The sequence below is a fragment of the Marinomonas sp. A3A genome, assembly GCF_018336955.1.
GTDB classification, from domain to species: domain Bacteria; phylum Pseudomonadota; class Gammaproteobacteria; order Pseudomonadales; family Marinomonadaceae; genus Marinomonas; species Marinomonas lutimaris.
The window spans coordinates 138,275-154,228 of record NZ_CP025532.1; the positions used below are offsets into that span (position 1 = coordinate 138,275).

At 43.9% G+C, this 15,954-nt stretch carries 14 protein-coding genes; 3 read left to right on the forward strand and 11 right to left on the reverse strand.

Going from position 1 to position 15,954, the window contains the following annotated elements:
* Positions 1–87 precede the first annotated feature (87 nt).
* Positions 88–933: an SDR family oxidoreductase gene (locus tag CYL31_RS00630; RefSeq protein ID WP_212917081.1), complete on the reverse strand. Its 846-nt coding sequence runs from the start codon at positions 931–933 to the stop codon at positions 88–90.
* An 83-nt stretch (positions 934–1,016) separates the two neighbouring features.
* Between CYL31_RS00630 and CYL31_RS00635 the strand changes: the two genes are divergently transcribed.
* On the forward strand, positions 1,017–1,430 hold the full coding sequence (locus CYL31_RS00635; protein ID WP_212917082.1) for a winged helix-turn-helix transcriptional regulator: 414 nt from the start codon (positions 1,017–1,019) through the stop codon (positions 1,428–1,430).
* Between the two features lie 73 nt (positions 1,431–1,503).
* On the opposite strand, the gene CYL31_RS00640 is transcribed toward CYL31_RS00635, so the two are convergent.
* The 3 genes from CYL31_RS00640 to CYL31_RS00650 all read right to left on the reverse strand — a co-directional run bounded on the left by CYL31_RS00640 (position 1,504) and on the right by CYL31_RS00650 (position 5,505).
* Positions 1,504–2,256 (reverse strand): siderophore ferric iron reductase, encoded by a 753-nt coding sequence (locus CYL31_RS00640; protein ID WP_212917083.1) that lies wholly within the window; start codon positions 2,254–2,256, stop codon positions 1,504–1,506.
* A gap of 43 nt (positions 2,257–2,299) precedes the next feature.
* A complete protein-coding gene (locus tag CYL31_RS00645) occupies positions 2,300–4,441 on the reverse strand; it encodes a TonB-dependent siderophore receptor (RefSeq protein ID WP_212917084.1) in 2,142 nt (713 codons plus the stop codon).
* A 143-nt stretch (positions 4,442–4,584) separates the two neighbouring features.
* Entirely contained in the window at positions 4,585–5,505 is a 921-nt protein-coding gene (locus CYL31_RS00650) for an AraC family transcriptional regulator (protein ID WP_212917085.1), read from the reverse strand.
* Between the two features lie 175 nt (positions 5,506–5,680).
* Between CYL31_RS00650 and CYL31_RS00655 the strand changes: the two genes are divergently transcribed.
* Positions 5,681–6,811 carry an MFS transporter gene (locus CYL31_RS00655; RefSeq protein ID WP_212917086.1) on the forward strand — a complete coding sequence of 377 codons (1,131 nt, stop codon included), beginning with the start codon at positions 5,681–5,683 and terminating at the stop codon, positions 6,809–6,811.
* A 75-nt stretch (positions 6,812–6,886) separates the two neighbouring features.
* On the opposite strand, the gene gmhB is transcribed toward CYL31_RS00655, so the two are convergent.
* The 7 genes from gmhB to def form a co-directional block, all read right to left on the reverse strand.
* Complete coding sequence (gene gmhB, locus CYL31_RS00660) at positions 6,887–7,444, reverse strand: D-glycero-beta-D-manno-heptose 1,7-bisphosphate 7-phosphatase (protein WP_212917087.1); 558 nt, start codon at positions 7,442–7,444, stop codon at positions 6,887–6,889.
* Positions 7,445–7,498: 54 nt separating this feature from the next.
* Positions 7,499–7,972 carry a Cys-tRNA(Pro) deacylase gene (ybaK, locus tag CYL31_RS00665; RefSeq protein WP_212917088.1) on the reverse strand — a complete coding sequence of 158 codons (474 nt, stop codon included), beginning with the start codon at positions 7,970–7,972 and terminating at the stop codon, positions 7,499–7,501.
* 39 nt (positions 7,973–8,011) lie between these two features.
* Positions 8,012–9,460, reverse strand: a complete 1,449-nt coding sequence (locus tag CYL31_RS00670; RefSeq protein WP_212917089.1) for a TrkH family potassium uptake protein — start codon at positions 9,458–9,460, stop codon at positions 8,012–8,014.
* A 103-nt stretch (positions 9,461–9,563) separates the two neighbouring features.
* Entirely contained in the window at positions 9,564–10,937 is a 1,374-nt protein-coding gene (gene trkA / locus CYL31_RS00675; RefSeq protein WP_212917090.1) for a Trk system potassium transporter TrkA, read from the reverse strand.
* A 407-nt stretch (positions 10,938–11,344) separates the two neighbouring features.
* On the reverse strand, positions 11,345–12,715 hold the full coding sequence (gene rsmB / locus CYL31_RS00680) for a 16S rRNA (cytosine(967)-C(5))-methyltransferase RsmB (RefSeq protein WP_212917091.1): 1,371 nt from the start codon (positions 12,713–12,715) through the stop codon (positions 11,345–11,347).
* Positions 12,712–13,728: a methionyl-tRNA formyltransferase gene (gene fmt, locus CYL31_RS00685; RefSeq protein WP_212917092.1), complete on the reverse strand. Its 1,017-nt coding sequence runs from the start codon at positions 13,726–13,728 to the stop codon at positions 12,712–12,714. Before fmt ends, rsmB begins: the two co-directional genes overlap by 4 nt.
* Before the next feature lie 85 nt (positions 13,729–13,813).
* The gene (def, locus tag CYL31_RS00690; RefSeq protein WP_212917093.1) at positions 13,814–14,329 is read right to left on the reverse strand and encodes a peptide deformylase; all 516 of its coding nucleotides are present in this window, start codon (positions 14,327–14,329) and stop codon (positions 13,814–13,816) included.
* Between the two features lie 255 nt (positions 14,330–14,584).
* On the opposite strand from def, the gene dprA reads away from it, so the two are divergent.
* Entirely contained in the window at positions 14,585–15,907 is a 1,323-nt protein-coding gene (gene dprA / locus CYL31_RS00695; RefSeq protein WP_212917094.1) for a DNA-processing protein DprA, read from the forward strand.
* Positions 15,908–15,954: the final 47 nt, after the last annotated feature.

A 15,954-nucleotide genomic window follows, 5' to 3' on the forward strand; every position in this document is an offset into this window, starting at 1 on the left:
TTATTCAATAAAAAAGCGGTTAGAGTGAAAGCTCTAACCGCTTTTTTTATACTTAATTTTTACACCTAAATTTAGGTATAAAAATGCTTACAACGCCGCTTTAATGCTGTCTTCAATGGACGTCGTAGGGCGGCCAATTAGCGTTGATAAGTCTTTGCTGTCACTGAACAGGCCGCCTTTGGAGGCGCCGACTTCCGAGTTAGCAAGGATGGCTGCAAAGCCTTCTGGTAAGCCTGCGCCAACAAGAATCTTGGTGTATTCCGCTTCAGGAACGTTTTGGTATGTCACGGTTTTGCCTGATACCTTGCTAATCGCTGCAGCGTATTCGCTTAGTGTGAAGGCATTGTCCCCTGCTAGTTCATACACTTTGCCCGCTTGTCCGTCTTTTAAGAGTACAGCAGCGGCGGCTTCTGCGTAATCAGCACGTGTTGCCGTCGAGAATTTGCCTTCTTCAGCACAGCCTACAACACCGTATTCCAAGGCAGTTGCTAGGCTCATTGTGTAGTTTTCTGAGTACCAGCCATTGCGAAGTAGTACATAAGGTACGTCCGATTCTGCCAACATGCTTTCTGTTGCCACATGTTCTTGTGCAAGGATAAGAGGAGATGCATCGGCGTTTAGGATACTGGTGTAAGCAATCAAAGATACACTAGCTTGTTTTGCCGCGTTGATGACATTTTGGTGTTGTGGGGCACGTTGGCCCACTTCGCTTGAAGAGATTAATAATACTTTTTCAACGCCTTGCATTGCTGCAACAAGAGCGTTTTGGTCTGTGTAATCAGCTTGACGAACTTGTACGCCCTTTTCAGCTAAGTCTTTTACGCTGTCTGGATTACGAACGGCAGCGATGATGTTGCTTGCCGCTGTTTTCTCTAATAGTGATGCAATCACGAGACGGCCAAGTTGGCCAGATGCGCCAGTTACTAAAATCATATTATTCTCCTTTGAGTTTCGAGTAGATGGAAGTAGAATATACCACTAACAAACTTTTAGTAAGTACGTACAAAAAGGTAAGTATGGAAAATAATTTACAAAATTCTCAGAACGGTATGGCTCACTTATTTGATCGGGGGGATGTGTTTTCAGACAAGTGCCCTTCGCGTGATATTTTGAAACATGTCACCAGTCGTTGGGGTGTGTTGGTGTTGGTTGCTCTTAAAGATGGTGACATACAGCGCTTTAGTGAATTGCGTCGTAAGATTGTGGGTGTCAGTGAAAAAATGCTCGCACAAACCCTTCAATCTTTGGAATTAGATGGCTTTGTTTTACGCACGTCTTATCCTGTCGTGCCGCCTCATGTGGAATATAGTCTGACGGATTTAGGACTTGAAGTGTCCGTTCGAGTGGCTAGTTTGGCTGATTGGATTGAAGATAATATTACCGATATTTTGGCTGTACAATCACAACGAAATGAAGAATTAGTTTTTTAGACCTATTTATTAGGATTTAAGCGAGAGTAAGTACTTACACTAAGTTACTTTTTATAACGATCACTTACCTTTATCAACCTTGATTAATTGCATTTTGCTGTTTTTGTTTTGCGTTTTTTGTGTGCAGTCTAGGGCAGTTTGTACAGAGCTCTCCGCCGTCACGGCGAAAGTGTAAGCAGCAAGTATGACGCACAAAAACAGGCGTTTCTGTTTCTTGCTGACTTAGCCCCGCAAGAGGTTTTAATGGCAAATTCATCTCTTGCGCCCAAAGTTGAAAATCCGTTTCGAGGTTGTATTTTTGCTCATCGGGCAACAAGTTATTTATAGCAATTAGCGCACTCATTAACTGATCAGCAAGCAAACCTTGATACAGTGCCGGTCTTCCACCAAAGGCATCAACGTGAGCTGTTTCAAATGATTGGAACATTATATTGAGCTGTTCACTCGCTGTTTTGATAAGTGTCTCGTGACTTCCCTCTTGCCATATCCCATCTGGTAAAAAATACCCTGCGACCATCTCGCCACTTTGCTTTTGTTCTATATCTTGCAAGCGCAGCGGTACCGCTTTGAGCTGATAAACGCAGATCATCGCCAGATAGATTGGTTGCCAGCAAGCCAATCCCCAACACCGTATACGCCAATAAGGCGCACCCGTTTCTGGGTGCGCCTCTTGTAGCGTTTTATGTAAAACCCGCAGAGCGGGTTCTGGATTGGTAGCGGATAAGCTTGTCGTGCTTGGTTTCTTATTAGACAAACGTTCTTGCCCATCCAGTACCGCAATGTATGATCTTGCGGTGTTGAAAAGACGATCTATAAGCCTTTCCATGTTTTACCTCTAAATAGTGGCTTTAAGCCATGCCATGAGATAGCTAAAACTCATAGCGGGCACTAATTTCGAAGGCTCTTTCGTCTCCGAACCAGCAGTTGGATTCGTCGTAGCAGCTGTAATAGGTTTTATCGAATACGTTGCTCATCGAAAATCTCACGCTGGTTCCTTGCCATTGTGGAGACAGCATAGATAAGTCGTAACCTATGGATAAATCGACCAAGGCAAAAGACGGTACGGTATTAGAGTTCGCTGCGTCGAGCTGCATTTGACCAACATAACGTACGCCTGCACCGAGTGATGCACCGGCTAATGTTCCTTCTGTTGGCGCATAAGTTAGCCAAGTATTAAATTGCTTTTTGGGTACCCAAACCGGTGTATTACCTTCTATACCGCTATTGTCTTTGGTGACTTCAACGTCTTGAAGTGTATAAGCTGCTTTTACCGTGATGTCTGGTGTGATGACTTGCTGTAACTCAAGTTCGATACCACGAGATTGCATTTCCCCCACTTGAACCTTTTGGCTGTAGTCTGTGCTGTCTGGGTCGCGGGTCAGTACATTGCGTTTGGTGATCTCAAAGGCAGTTATACTAGCGGTAACATCTCGTCTTTTGTATTTTAGACCTGCTTCCCATTGGTCGGCTGTTGAAGTATCAAAAGTCTTACCATTGCGGTCAGAGCCTGTGATTGGCTCGAAGCTTTGAGCATAATTAACGAATGGAGCGAGGCCATTATCAAATTCATACAGTGCGCCGGCTCGACCACTAAACTGACTCTGATCTACTTTGGTGTTTGTGGTCGCTCCGTATTTACGACCCTTTTCAGTTGCTTTGAATTGATCATAGCGACCACCGGCAATAAAGACCCATTGATCAAGGCGTATTTGATCTTGTAAGTAGACGCCCGTTTGCTCTTTGTCGATAGTAAAATCGCTGCTGTATCCGGACCCTGCGAAGTCTAGGTTATCTCTTATAATTTGGCTGTGATTTGGGTTATACAGATCGATGCTAGGCGCTACGGCATCTTCGTATATAACGTCAGATTTGAGCTTGAGGTAATCTACGCCGACTAAGATATTGTGCTCGGCATTGCCAATATCAAAAACACCTGAAAATTGGTTATCTAGATTGATACCTTCGGATTTCTCGTCTGTGAGATAGGCACGACGATTTAGGGTTCTTTCATCACTGTCTAGCGAAGAAGAATAGGTGTTCTCTTGGTACGCTTTTGCCGTGGTGAAACGAGCATTTTGAAGAAAGCTCCAAGTATTATTTACTTTATGGTCGAGTTTATAACCAAGTAAAAGTACATCTCTGTCGTAGGTTTCCCAGTTTGTGTCGCCCGCATAAGCATCTGAAGATAGTTTCCCATTGGTGCTGCTATAGACGGTGCCTTTTGATGGCAAGGTAGAATAAATGCCCATTTTGGGATCTTTTTGATAATACATATTGAGGTTGAGCATGGTGCTATCGCTGATTTTCCAATCAATAGAAGGCGCTATCATGATGCGCTCTTCTTCCGATGTGACGGCTTGTCCGTCTTTTTGTCGAAACAGCCCAACGACGCGATAGTTCATTTTGTCGTTAATCGCGCCGGTACTATCGATTTGTGTTTCGAGTTTACTGTCGCTACCTAATGTTAATTCCACACTATGTTGGCTCTCAGGTTGAGGTGCTTTACTGATGAGATTCACCATGCCACCGGGAGGCATAGCGCCATAAAGCGTCGAGGTTGGACCTTTGAATACTTCAACTTGTTCTACCGCTGCCATGTCGATTTGTGGCTGTAGGTTCCAATCGTTATAAAGTAGCTGCAGCCCATCATAGTAGGCTTTGTCGTTCTCGAATCCTCGAATATTGAAAAAATCCAATCGTGTTACTGCGCCGCCACGTAATTCAGTATTAATGCCTGAGGTATATCGGACAGCTTCCGCAACCGTTTCCGTGCCTCTTTGCTCCAGCATACTTTGCTCAACTATAGAAATGGCTTGGGGTGTTTCTTCTGGATCTAATTGGGTTTTGGTCGCTGTATTACGATATGTCTGTCCCTTCACCATTAATGTACTTAATTGATCTTCTAACCTTGTATCTGTTGCTTCTGACCTGTCAGTTGCAAGAGAGTGAGACGATACAGATGACATTGCTAAAGCAAGTAAGGTGAGTTGGAAATGCACAGACGGTTTCATGTTAACTCCGAGAATAGAATAAAACAATATTGATAATGAATCTCATTCTATTTTTATTGAAAACATAAAACTTAACCTTTTGGTGCATCTTCAGTAATAGGAAAAGTAAGAGGAAGAAACCATCGGTCTAGACTTTATAGCGGTCATCTTGGCTTTATTGGAAGCCAATATTCCATGTAGCTCTGTGGACTGTTTGGATCGTAATCAGGCTCGTACACTTCTAGTTCATAACCTTGAACACCGTAATAATTGGACTCAGGTAACCATTGGTAGATAAACCACTCTAATGCTTTTTCAACTGCCGACGATTTTCCATAAACGGGAATGACAGCGTATTCTTGAAGTGGCACGGTCACCGTATCTAACTGCCTGGTATTAAATGGGTTGGCGCCGTTAAAAGTTATTGAAGGCGATGGTTTTATTGGCTCTAAGTACCCTGCCCAATAAAGCATTTGATTTGGATGTTTAGCATGGTCTTGAGTGTCTATTATGCCAATTGGGCGAGAGCCTTTTGCAATCGTGCTTATTTCTGAAATAACTTGAGACCAAAGCTGTGGAACCCGTTCTGAAAAATCCGGAGTAGAAGACAGTAATCCTCGAATCCAATCGCACTTGCCTTGAACTTGAAAGCCATCGCGACTTTCAATGCGTATTTGTGTGAAGGATTTTAGCGTCTCTGTTTGGGTTTTATTAGGGCGTCTGTATTGTAGTGGCGTACGTAATCCATAACGCTTCCCACGTTGGCGATAATCTCTAGGGGTACAGTTGAACATGTGTTTAAAGGCCCGAGAGAAGCTTATTTCCGAGTCAAAGCCACATTGTATTGCAATATCCATGTGTCTAGTTTTGCTTGATAGTAACAGTTCGGCGGCTTGGCTTAAGCGTAACTCTCTTATGTACTGAGCAACGGTAAGGCCTGTTGTCTGACCAAATACCCGTTGAAACTGCCAGCGTGACCAGCAGCTTTTTTCTGCTAAGCTGGTTACGTGAATAGGCTCATCCAAGTGTTCGTGGATGTAGTCTAAAACCTTTTCTATGCGAGTTAGTCTGTCTTGGTTAGCCATGAATAGAACATTTTAAAATAATAACCATTATCATCTAATTCGAACTCCTTGCCAATCGATTCTATGGGCGTTAGAGATTTTCTTAGCGGTGTCTATTAATTAATCAAGTTGCGTGATTAAATCCAAATATCAATGCTCTCTTTAGATTAAAAAAATAAAAAATGGACACTGCTTTATGAAGGAATTAACTCGAACTACGCTGTATTGCGCCATGTTTATTGCTGCGGGCTCGGTTTCGGGTTTGTTGGGACCAAGTTTGATATATTTGGCCGATTTAATTAATGCCTCCGTTGCTGAAATTTCTATCGTCTTTAGTGCGCGAGCAATTGGTAATATTCTTGGTGCTTTGTTAGCAGGCCGTATGTTCGATCGTTGGCAAGGTCATCATTATCTTATAGTAATGCTACTTTGCGTGATTACTGGATTGGTGCTGGTACCCTTCTCGACTAGCTTATTTATGCTGGTGGTGTTGTTCTTTTTGCTGGGAGCATCGGAAGTGTCAGTCAATGCGGGAGGCAATATGATGATGTTGTGGCTGCATAAAGAAAAAGTTGGCTCATATGTCACCATTTTGCATTTATGTTACAGCGCAGGTTGTATGTTGGCACCCTTGATTTTGGTTTTCGCGCAATGGACGGGGCATGGCTATGGTGCAGGTTATTGGATGGTTGCTCTATATGCGGTGTTGTTGCCATTTTTATTATGGCGACAACCTAGTCCAACATTCGAACTTAGAGCCAGCGAAGTGGTGCCAGCAACAAAACAAAAAGCGACTTTCTTGGCGTTTCTGACAGTTATCTTCTTGTATGTGGGTTTTGAAATTACCATCGCTGGTTGGATCACTACTTATGCTGTTATGTCCGGTGAAGATCAAAATACCGCAGCGATCTTAGTAACTTGGTTCTTTGTTAGCTTATCTCTGGGTCGTTTGTTCTCGGTATTCCTGCTGCGTTGGATTACGCCTCGACAAGGTATTTATGGTTTGCTGGTGGTGAGTTTCACGGGAAGTTTGGTGATGGTCTTGTCTGATGCTTCGCTGGTGATGATTGCTTTGTGGTTGGGTTTGGGGTGTTCCGCGTTTTTCCCCATGTTGTTTTCATATGCTAATAGCATAATGTCGCTCAATGGCAAACGTACGGGTTATGTTTTTGTCTGTTGTGGACTAGGAGCCTTGGTGGCTCCGTCGCTAACTGGACCAATTATTGAGGCGTTTAGCGCCGCAGCGTTTCCGTATCTTTTATTGGTTCTAGCGCTATTAATGGCGTTGAGTTGGCAGAGATTGGCTGGGATGACGCGAGGCAAGTAGTTACTATCAATAAAATACCTTGTTAGTGAATAGTCACTAACAAGGTATTTTAGGGAATAAATTCTCTTAATCCGATTAGCTGTATTTATGCAGTGTTGCAATAGTAAACGCGGCAAGGTCTGTATAAACGGTGAATGGGAAATCTATCGTCTTGTACTGCGTTTCACGGCCCTTTCCTGTTAAAACTAGTACAGGTGAACATCCGCGTACATTTCCTGCCTGAAGGTCTCGTAGAGAGTCTCCGACCATAATGGCTGGGTGATCTTCAAATGATAAGCCAAGCTCTGCTTCAATCGCTTCAATCATGCCGCTTTTTGGCTTGCGACAGTTGCAGTTATCATCAGGTCCATGGGGGCAATATTGAATGCCGTCTATTTTGCCGCCCTCTGTTTCTACCAGTGTTGTCATTTTATCGTGCATAGTCTGTAGTGTGGCTTCGTCATAATAACCGCGAGCAATACCTGACTGGTTCGTCACCACAAAGACTTTAAAGCCTGCTTTGGAAAGTGCAGCGATGGATTTGATGCTGCCTGGAATGGGCTGCCATTCTTCTACTGATTTCACATAAGCGTCTGAGTCTTGGTTAATGACGCCGTCTCGATCTAATAAAATAATGGGTTTAATTTGCGCCATGGAGAATGCCTTTTTTTAAATTGAGAGAGTCGATTCGCAGGGTAATCTTTTATGTTACTTGGTTTCGCCAATCTCTGCGAAGATGGCGTTACGACAAGCGAGACTTAGGTCGTTTGGTGCTAGACCAATATCCAGTCCTCGCTGTCCGCCGCTGACATAGATTTTTTCAAATTTCTGCGCACTTTGGTCAATACAAGTGACGAGGCTTTTCTTTTGCCCTACTGGGCTGATACCGCCAACCAAATAACCAGTAAGTCGCTCGGCATCTTTAACCTCTGCCATGTGCAATTTTTTAACGCCTAGTGCACTGGCCGCTCGTTTTAAATTTAAGGTATCTGTCACTGGCACAATGGTAACGAAGGTGTTTTTGTCGTCGGTGACTAGTAGAGTCTTGAACACACAAGCAGGATCGAGATTGAGTTTCTCTGCGGCCTCTTCGCCAAAATTAGAACAATGTGGATCGTGTTCATATTCGTGAATACTAAACGCAATCTTCAGTTTTTTAAGCTGGTTGATGGCTGGTGTCACTGTCTTAATCCTTACGTGTTATCTAATTTTTAGCGCTTTTTATTTTTGCCAGAACATTGGTGTGAACAATACCAACAGGGTAAAGACTTCCAAACGACCCAACAACATAGAAAAACACAGCATCCATTTTGCAGGATCACTGACACTGGTGAAACTGGCAGCTACGTCGCCAAGACCTGGACCAAGGTTATTCAATGTTGCAGCAACAGCAGACCAAGCCGTAACTTGATCCAATCCTGTTGCCATTAGGCCAATCATTAGCACTACGTAAACCAGTAAGTATGCCGAGAAGAATCCCCATACTGCAGACACGACTCTTTCATTGATGGCTTTGCCGCCCACTTTAACGGGAATAACGGCATTTGGGTGGATCAAGCGTTTGATCTCTCGCATACCTTGTTTGAGGATCAAGAGGATACGAATCACCTTCATGCCGCCACCAGTCGAACTGGCACAGCCACCGACAAACGATGTGACGATCAACAAGAATGGTAAGAAATGCGGCCAGCTAGCGAAGTCGGATGTACCAAAACCAGAGGTAGTTGCGATGGAAACACTTTCGAATACCGCATAGCGAATCGATGTACTCCAATCGTAAGTCGATGTCATGGCAAGCACGAGAGTCGACAAAATAACCGTACAAGACAGTATCAATAAAAAGAAACGTGCTTCAGGATCTTTAAAATAATGCCATACGCTTTTGTGACGCCAAGCGTAGAAATGCAGAGCGAAGTTGAATGCCGAGACAATCATAAAGAAGGTACAAATCATTTCGATAGCGACACTATTGAAGTAACCGATACTCTCATCATGAGTGGAGAAACCGCCGATTGCGACAGTTGAGAAACTATGGCAAATCGCGTCGAACAAACTCATCCCTGCGATCCAATATCCTAAGGCACAAACGCTGGTTAAGGTCGCATAAATATACCAAAGGGCTTTTGCCGTTTCGGCAATGCGTGGCGTCAATTTGGTGTCTTTTACTGGCCCTGGCGTTTCAGCACGATACAACTGCATACCACCGATACCCAACATAGGCATGATGGCAACGGCCAAAACGATGATCCCCATACCGCCTAACCAAGTGAGCAACTGGCGATAAAACAAAATCGACTTAGGTAAGCCATCAATACCCGTAAGGATAGTTGCCCCTGTGGTGGTGAGTCCAGAAATGGATTCGAACAAGGCATCAGTAAAGGTCAAGTCTGGCGTTTCTGCCAAAAAGAAAGGCACCGAACCGAACAAGCCTAGGACGGTCCAGAACAAGACAGTGACCAAGAAACCGTCACGAATTTTTAACTCCCCACGTTCTTTCCGAACAGGGAACCATAGAAGAAAGCCGCCTAATATATTGATACCCAATGCATACAAAAAGGCATTGAGTGCGCCATCGGAATAAATCAGAGAAACGATAATTGGTGGAATCAGTGACACACTGAACACCATTACCAATAATCCGATGACACGTAAAATAACACTAAAATGCATACTTGCTTCCTTTAGTCTGGCGATGTTCTGTTGCCAGACCGGCGTTAAAAATCTGCTGAAGCCAAATGATGTTGGCTTCTACTTTTGCTAAAAAACGTTCAAATTAGAAGAAGGTTAATCCCACTTGGAAGAGCTGCTCTACCGCTGGAATTTGCTTTTTATTGGTCACGAAAATGATGACGTGATCTTCTGCTTGGATCACCAGTTCGCTGGTGGCGACAATCAAATCGTCTGCACGAACGATAGCACCAATAGTTGCGCCTTCAGGCAAATTCAAATTGGCAATGCTGCGGCCAACGACTTTTGAAGAACGATAATCACCGTGCGCGACTGCCTCTAATGCTTCCGCAGCACCTTTGCGCATCGAGTGAACGTTCACCACATCACCGCGTCGAATATAACTTAGTAGCGAACTGATGGTAGTTTGTTGCGGCGAAATCGCAATGTCGATCATGCCTTCTTGAACGATATCGACGTACGCAGGGTTATTGATGATGGTCATAACCGTACGAACGCCGAGTACTTTTGCCAACATAGAAGACATGATATTGGCTTCGTCGTTGTTGGTTAAAGCACAGAATACATCGGTGGATTCGATGTTTTCTTCAAGCAGCAGTTCCTGCTTAGACGCATCGCCGTTTAGCACAATTGTGTTGTCCAAGGTTTCGGACAAATAACGGCAACGTTCAGGATCGCGTTCGATGATTTTAACGCGGTATTCTTTTTCCAAACTCTGTGCCAAACGCTCGCCAATGTTACCACCGCCGGCGATGATGATGCGTCGATAAGGAACGTCTAAAGGACGCAGTTCACTCATTACATCTAAAACATCTCGTTGAGCCGTTAGAAAAAAGACTTCGTCGTTGGCGCGAATGTGTGTATTGCCGTCAGGAGAAATGGATTTACCATCACGATAAATTGCTGCAATACGCGTTTGGATCGACGGCATGTGTTCTTTTAAGAAACTGATAGGTTGATCAATCAGTGGACCGCCCTTTTCTGCTTTGACGACGACTAGCTGTACTTTACCTTCCGCAAATTCCATCACCTGCAACGCGCCTGGATAACGAATCAAACGGCTTAAATGTTTAGTTACTTCTTTTTCTGGGCTGATACGAACATCCATTGGAATGGCTGAATCAACAAAGAGTTCTGGATAATTTGCATAAGCGCTAGAACGGACACGACCGATTTTAGTCGGTGTTTTAAACAAGGTGTGAGCAATCTGACAGGCGATCATATTGGTTTCGTCTTGGTTGCTCACCGCAATTAGCATGTCGGCATCGTTGCAACCAGCTTGATCTAATACAGCTGGATGTGAACCACTGCCTTCAACCGTTTGAATGTCGAGACGATCTTGCAGCTCTCTAAGGCGGGTTAAATCTGTATCAATGACGGTAATATCGTTATCTTCACTTGCCAAGTTTTCCGCAAGCGTGGCGCCAACCTGCCCCGCGCCTATAATGATGATTTTCATAGTCTGCCTTAGAGCGTTATTTTTTCGGCTCTTTGTTTAGTGTATTAATTCAAATGTCAAAATTGAGTTGTTTGGTTGATCGAGCGTGCATATTTTTTGCTCGAATCAAGTAGAGCAAGTTTACCCACATAAGGACAATTATTTAACTTGAACTTGATAAATACTCGTAATTATTTTGGATGATCGTGTAATGAGATTTCTTTTGTTACTTATTGAGTGTTGAAACTGAGAGACAAGTTCGTAATCAGCAAAGGATAATATTAATTGAACGCAAAAAAATGCCCAACAAACTGTGTTTCATGTGAAACAATTTGTCGGGCATTTTTATAAAACGATCTATTTTTCAGTCGTTTGCCGTAGGTGATCTGTGCCTGTTTTTTTGATTCCTATTTGCTAGGCAGGCAGGCTTAAGCTTTTTGAAGAAGGCAGTAGTAGAAACCATCGTGACCATCTGCATGGGGAAATAATTGTCGACCGTGACTAACAGGAATCCCCCATTCTACTGCAAGATCCGGCGCCAAAGAATTTAGTGCAACTTCTTTCGCGTTTTCTTGGTTTGCTAGGAACCGTTGGATTTGTTGTTCGTTTTCTTCTGGCATCAAGGAGCAAGTTGCGTACAACATGAAGCCACCAGATTTTAACGTTGTCCAAACCTTGTTAAGAATCTCTCGCTGGATGATAACGAGATCATCAATGTCAGCTGGCTTTCGATTGATCTTAATGTCTGGGTTACGACGAATAACACCTGTTGCCGTACAAGGAACGTCGAGTAGGATTTTATCGAAATGCTCGCCATCCCACCATGCATCAAGATCACTCGCATCTGCACAGATCAACTGCGCCGAATAGCCAAGGCGTGCCAAATTGGATTCGATTTTTTCCATGCGCCAAGGCTCTAGTTCAACGGCAGTGAGTTCCATTGAACTTAGTCCAGCAGAGTTGGCTTTCTCTAATAAGTGCCCTGTTTTTCCACCAGGTGCTGCACAGGCATCCAATACTTTTTCGCCATTTTTGGGCGATAAAATATGAGCTGAAAGCTGAGCGGCTTCATCTTGAACGCTGACAAAACCTGCATCAAAACCTGGTAACTCTCCAACACGAACCGCATTTCTTAGGTACAAAGCTGAATCTGAAAATTCGCCATTTTCAGAGTCTATACCCAGATCAGCAAGTTGCTCCTTGTATGTTTCACGTGAAACCAGGCTGTCATTTACACGAATGCACATTGGCGGATGCGTGTTACTTGCTTCGATAATGTCTTCAAGACTGTCTGGCCAATGTTTATTAAAACGTTTCACCAGCCATTTCGGCATGTTGAATTCTACAGAAGGTTGAGCTTCTAGAATCTCAACTATTTCGTCGGCTTCTCTTTGGTAGCGACGTAGCACCGCATTCATTAACTTGGTTGCCCAGTCTTTTTTCAAGATCCGGCACGCTTCTACTGTTTCGTTTACTGCCGCATGATCTGGGGTGTTCATGTAGGTTAATTGATACAAACCTAAAAGTAAGGCAGCGTATAAATCTGTGTCCTTTTCTTCAAAAGGATGCGCCAATAAATGTAAGGCAATGCTGTTTAGTCTTGGGTACTGACGACATACACCAAAGCATAATTCTTTAAGCATTGGTGCATGTTCGCTTGCAACATCTATTTGATGGCGAGCAAGTTGCGTACTAAGTGAACCCTTTTGAAGCAGAATATTAGTGATGACTGTAACCGCCACTTGGCGAGCACTTTGCTGACTTGTGTTGGATGGGAGGCTATTGTCGTATTGGCTCATGCTGTTTGCTCACTCTTGTTTTCACTTTCATTAACGCCAAGACGCTGACCAATCTCTAAGGCTGCTTTGTGTTTACCGTTTAAGGCGTCTTGCACTTTCATGCGTTTGCCGCCTGCAAATTGGATCTCAGTAATAAGAATAGAACCTTGCCCTGTGGCAACGATAATACCCTCTTTGCTAACCACCAAAATATCGCCTGGTGTGGAAGCCTCATCGCTTACGCTGGCTATGTGTGCTGCATGGATTTTCATTACACCAGCAAGGCTGTTGGTGTAAGCGACTGGCCAAGGAGATAAACCGCGAATTTGACGCTCGATCAATTCTGCCGAAGATGCCCAGTTAACATCGCCTTCTTGCTTGGTAAGTTTCGCGGCGTAGCAAGTAAGGCTTTCATCTTGTTGCTCAGGGACTAATGTTCTGGCTTTGAATTTTTCTAGAGCTTCAATCAGTGTGCTGCCACCAAGAATAGCCAAGCGATCGTGCAACGTTTCTGACGTGTCTGTTGGTTTGATATCACAGTATGCTTTTAGCAGCATATCGCCAGTATCCAAACCAACATCCATTTGCATGATAGTAATGCCGGTTTCGTCATCGCCAGCAATCAGGGAACGATGAATAGGAGCTGCACCGCGCCAGCGAGGAAGCAAAGAAGCGTGAACATTAATGCAACCAAATTTAGGCGTATCCAATACGACTTTTGGCAGGATGATTCCGTACGCGGCGACAATCATAAGATCGGCTTCTAATGCGGCGAGCTGCGCCTTGTCTTCATCCTGTTTGAAATTTAACGGCTGATAAACTGGAATGTCGTTGGCGATAGCAAGCTGTTTCACTGGGCTCTGAACTAGCTTTTGACCACGGCCCGCTGGACGATCTGGCTGAGTGTAAACGCCGACGATCTCATACTGCTTTTCAGCATTTGAATCTTTCATCTTTGTTAAGAGCGCTTGCAGGCTAGCCGCTGCGAATTCTGGTGTGCCAGCAAAAACTATACGAAGTGGTGAGGTCGGCATAAAGGTTCCTTAACAAAAAATCAGGCCAAAGCCTGATTTTATAATACGAGTATTAATGATCTATTGGCTAAAAAGAGTCGTCTTCTTAGCCTTGTTTTTGAGCTAGCTTATGGGCTTTTTCTAATTTGCTCTTAATGCGATTGCGCTTTAGAGGCGTTAAATAATCGACCATAAGTTTGCCGTCGAGGTGATCAACTTCATGTTGAACACAAACTGCCATTAGCTCATCAACTTCCAAAGAGAATGGTTTGCCGTTGCGGTCTAATGCTTTGACTCTTACTTTTGCAGCACGATAAATGTGCTCGTAAAAGCCAGGAACAGACAAACAACCTTCTTGGAATTCATTTGGCTCGTCGTCTAATATTTCGAATTCTGGATTAATAAAAACGATGGGCTCATTACGTTCTTCAGAAAAATCCATCACCACAAGACGGTGGTGATAATCCACTTGAGTTGCCGCCAAGCCTAAACCGTTTTCGTCATACATGGTATCAAGCATGTCGTCGATTTTTGTTTGTAGCTCGTCAGTGAACTCGGTAATTGGCTTCGCAATTTTGCGTAAGCGTTTGTCTGGGTATTCAAGTACAGTTAAAACAGCCATGATCTTTTCCAACGATGTGTCTTTGTTCATGAGCGGAGACGTTCTCTCCTACTCTTTTCATTACGTCTATTGTAACGCAAGTCTGGCCGTTGAGCAGTCTTCTCATGGCGGTTTTTTGGCCAATATGATTGAATAGCTTCCATAGCCAAAGACTATTCGCTTTTGGTTTTGTATTTTAAGTACTCTTATTTTGTATTTTAAGTAAACGTACGGGCAAGGAATGCCCATGTTCAACTCGCAAGGAAGCCGTCTACCATGTCTACCTCTAACGCCTCAGGCTTGTCGAAAACTGATTGGTTATGCTTAAGTTTCTTATCTGGCATTGGCCCATCTCGACTCTCGCGTCTTTATACTTACCTCAGTCAACTCGATCATCATGCATCAACGGATGATGCTGAAAGCTTTTCCTTATTTAGTAATGAAGAGCTGAACGGCTCAAGTTCCTCTGAGACGATAACCTATGATTTGTTGATCGCACTAAAGTGGCCAGAGATTACGGCGCGTCAGGCAATGGATTATTTTTCCAATGGCATACTCACAAAAGAACAAGAAACCAAGCGTGATGAGTCATTAGCTTGGTTGGCAGAAGCTGATCACCACTTAGTACTGCAAGATGGTGAGCATTACCCCAAGGCATTAAAAGAGATTACTGTCGCGCCGGCGTTTCTTTATGTAGAAGGTAACCGAGACACCTTGGCATTACCGAAAATCGGTATTGTGGGAGCGCGAAAATGTACGCGTTATGGAAGAGATGCCACCTTTCAATTTGCCGAGCAATTATCGGCTCGTGGTGTTTGCGTAGTGAGTGGTGGCGCGATGGGAGTCGATACAGCAGCGCATCAAGGCGCGTTATATAACAAGACAACACCAACCATTGCGGTAATGGGAACTGGTTTATTTCACCGTTACCCCCACCATAATCGTGAGATGTTCGAAGAGATTCTAGAGCAAGGCGGCGCATTAATAAGTGAATACCCACTATCAACTAGTCCTCGCCCTCACCTGTTTCCACCGCGGAATCGAATTATCAGTGGTTTAAGTATGGGCGTGCTGGTATCGGAGGCATCTATAAAAAGTGGTTCATTGATCAGTGCGAGTTATGCCATACAACAAAACCGCGAAGTATTTGCTTTGCCTGGTCGTTTGATCGACCCGAAATCAGAGGGGTGTCATCAGTTGCTTCGACAAGGCGCAACCTTGGTTCGTAACGTGGATGACATCTTGGCGGAGTGCTCAGAACTGCCCTCTGTTTCTGTAACGAAAAGCGCTAATGTAACGAAGAGTACTAAAAGCTCGACTGCTAACAAAAATAGTAAAAAACCATCATCCGAAAATAGAAACCAGCGAACTGAAAGTACGCCTATTTTGGCCTCGAATCAGCTTCATGCTTTACCGGAATCTACTTCAGATAATGCCAAGGCAGTTATTGCCATTATGGAACAAGAAGCACAACCGATGGATTTTGATGCCTTGATTCGCCAAAGCAAAATGGACGCGGGATTGATGATGCAGGTGTTAATGGAGTTGGAATTGTATGGCTGTGTGGAGAATCGAGAAGGTCTTTATTGCCGTTGTTGAATAGACGGCTCACCTTCTCGCTTACTTATTATCTTGAGGTGCAATTT

What these genes read in the sequence shown, in the direction of transcription:
- CYL31_RS00630 (WP_212917081.1), bottom strand. Translation starts at nt 933, where the DNA reads ATGATTTTAGTAACTGGCGCATCTGGCCAACTTGGCCGTCTCGTGATT.
- CYL31_RS00635 (WP_212917082.1), top strand. Translation starts at nt 1,017, where the DNA reads ATGGAAAATAATTTACAAAATTCTCAGAACGGTATGGCTCACTTATTT.
- CYL31_RS00640 (WP_212917083.1), bottom strand. Translation starts at nt 2,256, where the DNA reads ATGGAAAGGCTTATAGATCGTCTTTTCAACACCGCAAGATCATACATT.
- CYL31_RS00645 (WP_212917084.1), bottom strand. Translation starts at nt 4,441, where the DNA reads ATGAAACCGTCTGTGCATTTCCAACTCACCTTACTTGCTTTAGCAATG.
- CYL31_RS00650 (WP_212917085.1), bottom strand. Translation starts at nt 5,505, where the DNA reads ATGGCTAACCAAGACAGACTAACTCGCATAGAAAAGGTTTTAGACTAC.
- CYL31_RS00655 (WP_212917086.1), top strand. Translation starts at nt 5,681, where the DNA reads ATGAAGGAATTAACTCGAACTACGCTGTATTGCGCCATGTTTATTGCT.
- gmhB (WP_212917087.1), bottom strand. Translation starts at nt 7,444, where the DNA reads ATGGCGCAAATTAAACCCATTATTTTATTAGATCGAGACGGCGTCATT.
- CYL31_RS00670 (WP_212917089.1), bottom strand. Translation starts at nt 9,460, where the DNA reads ATGCATTTTAGTGTTATTTTACGTGTCATCGGATTATTGGTAATGGTG.
- trkA (WP_212917090.1), bottom strand. Translation starts at nt 10,937, where the DNA reads ATGAAAATCATCATTATAGGCGCGGGGCAGGTTGGCGCCACGCTTGCG.
- rsmB (WP_212917091.1), bottom strand. Translation starts at nt 12,715, where the DNA reads ATGAGCCAATACGACAATAGCCTCCCATCCAACACAAGTCAGCAAAGT.
- fmt (WP_212917092.1), bottom strand. Translation starts at nt 13,728, where the DNA reads ATGCCGACCTCACCACTTCGTATAGTTTTTGCTGGCACACCAGAATTC.
- def (WP_212917093.1), bottom strand. Translation starts at nt 14,329, where the DNA reads ATGGCTGTTTTAACTGTACTTGAATACCCAGACAAACGCTTACGCAAA.
- dprA (WP_212917094.1), top strand. Translation starts at nt 14,585, where the DNA reads ATGTCTACCTCTAACGCCTCAGGCTTGTCGAAAACTGATTGGTTATGC.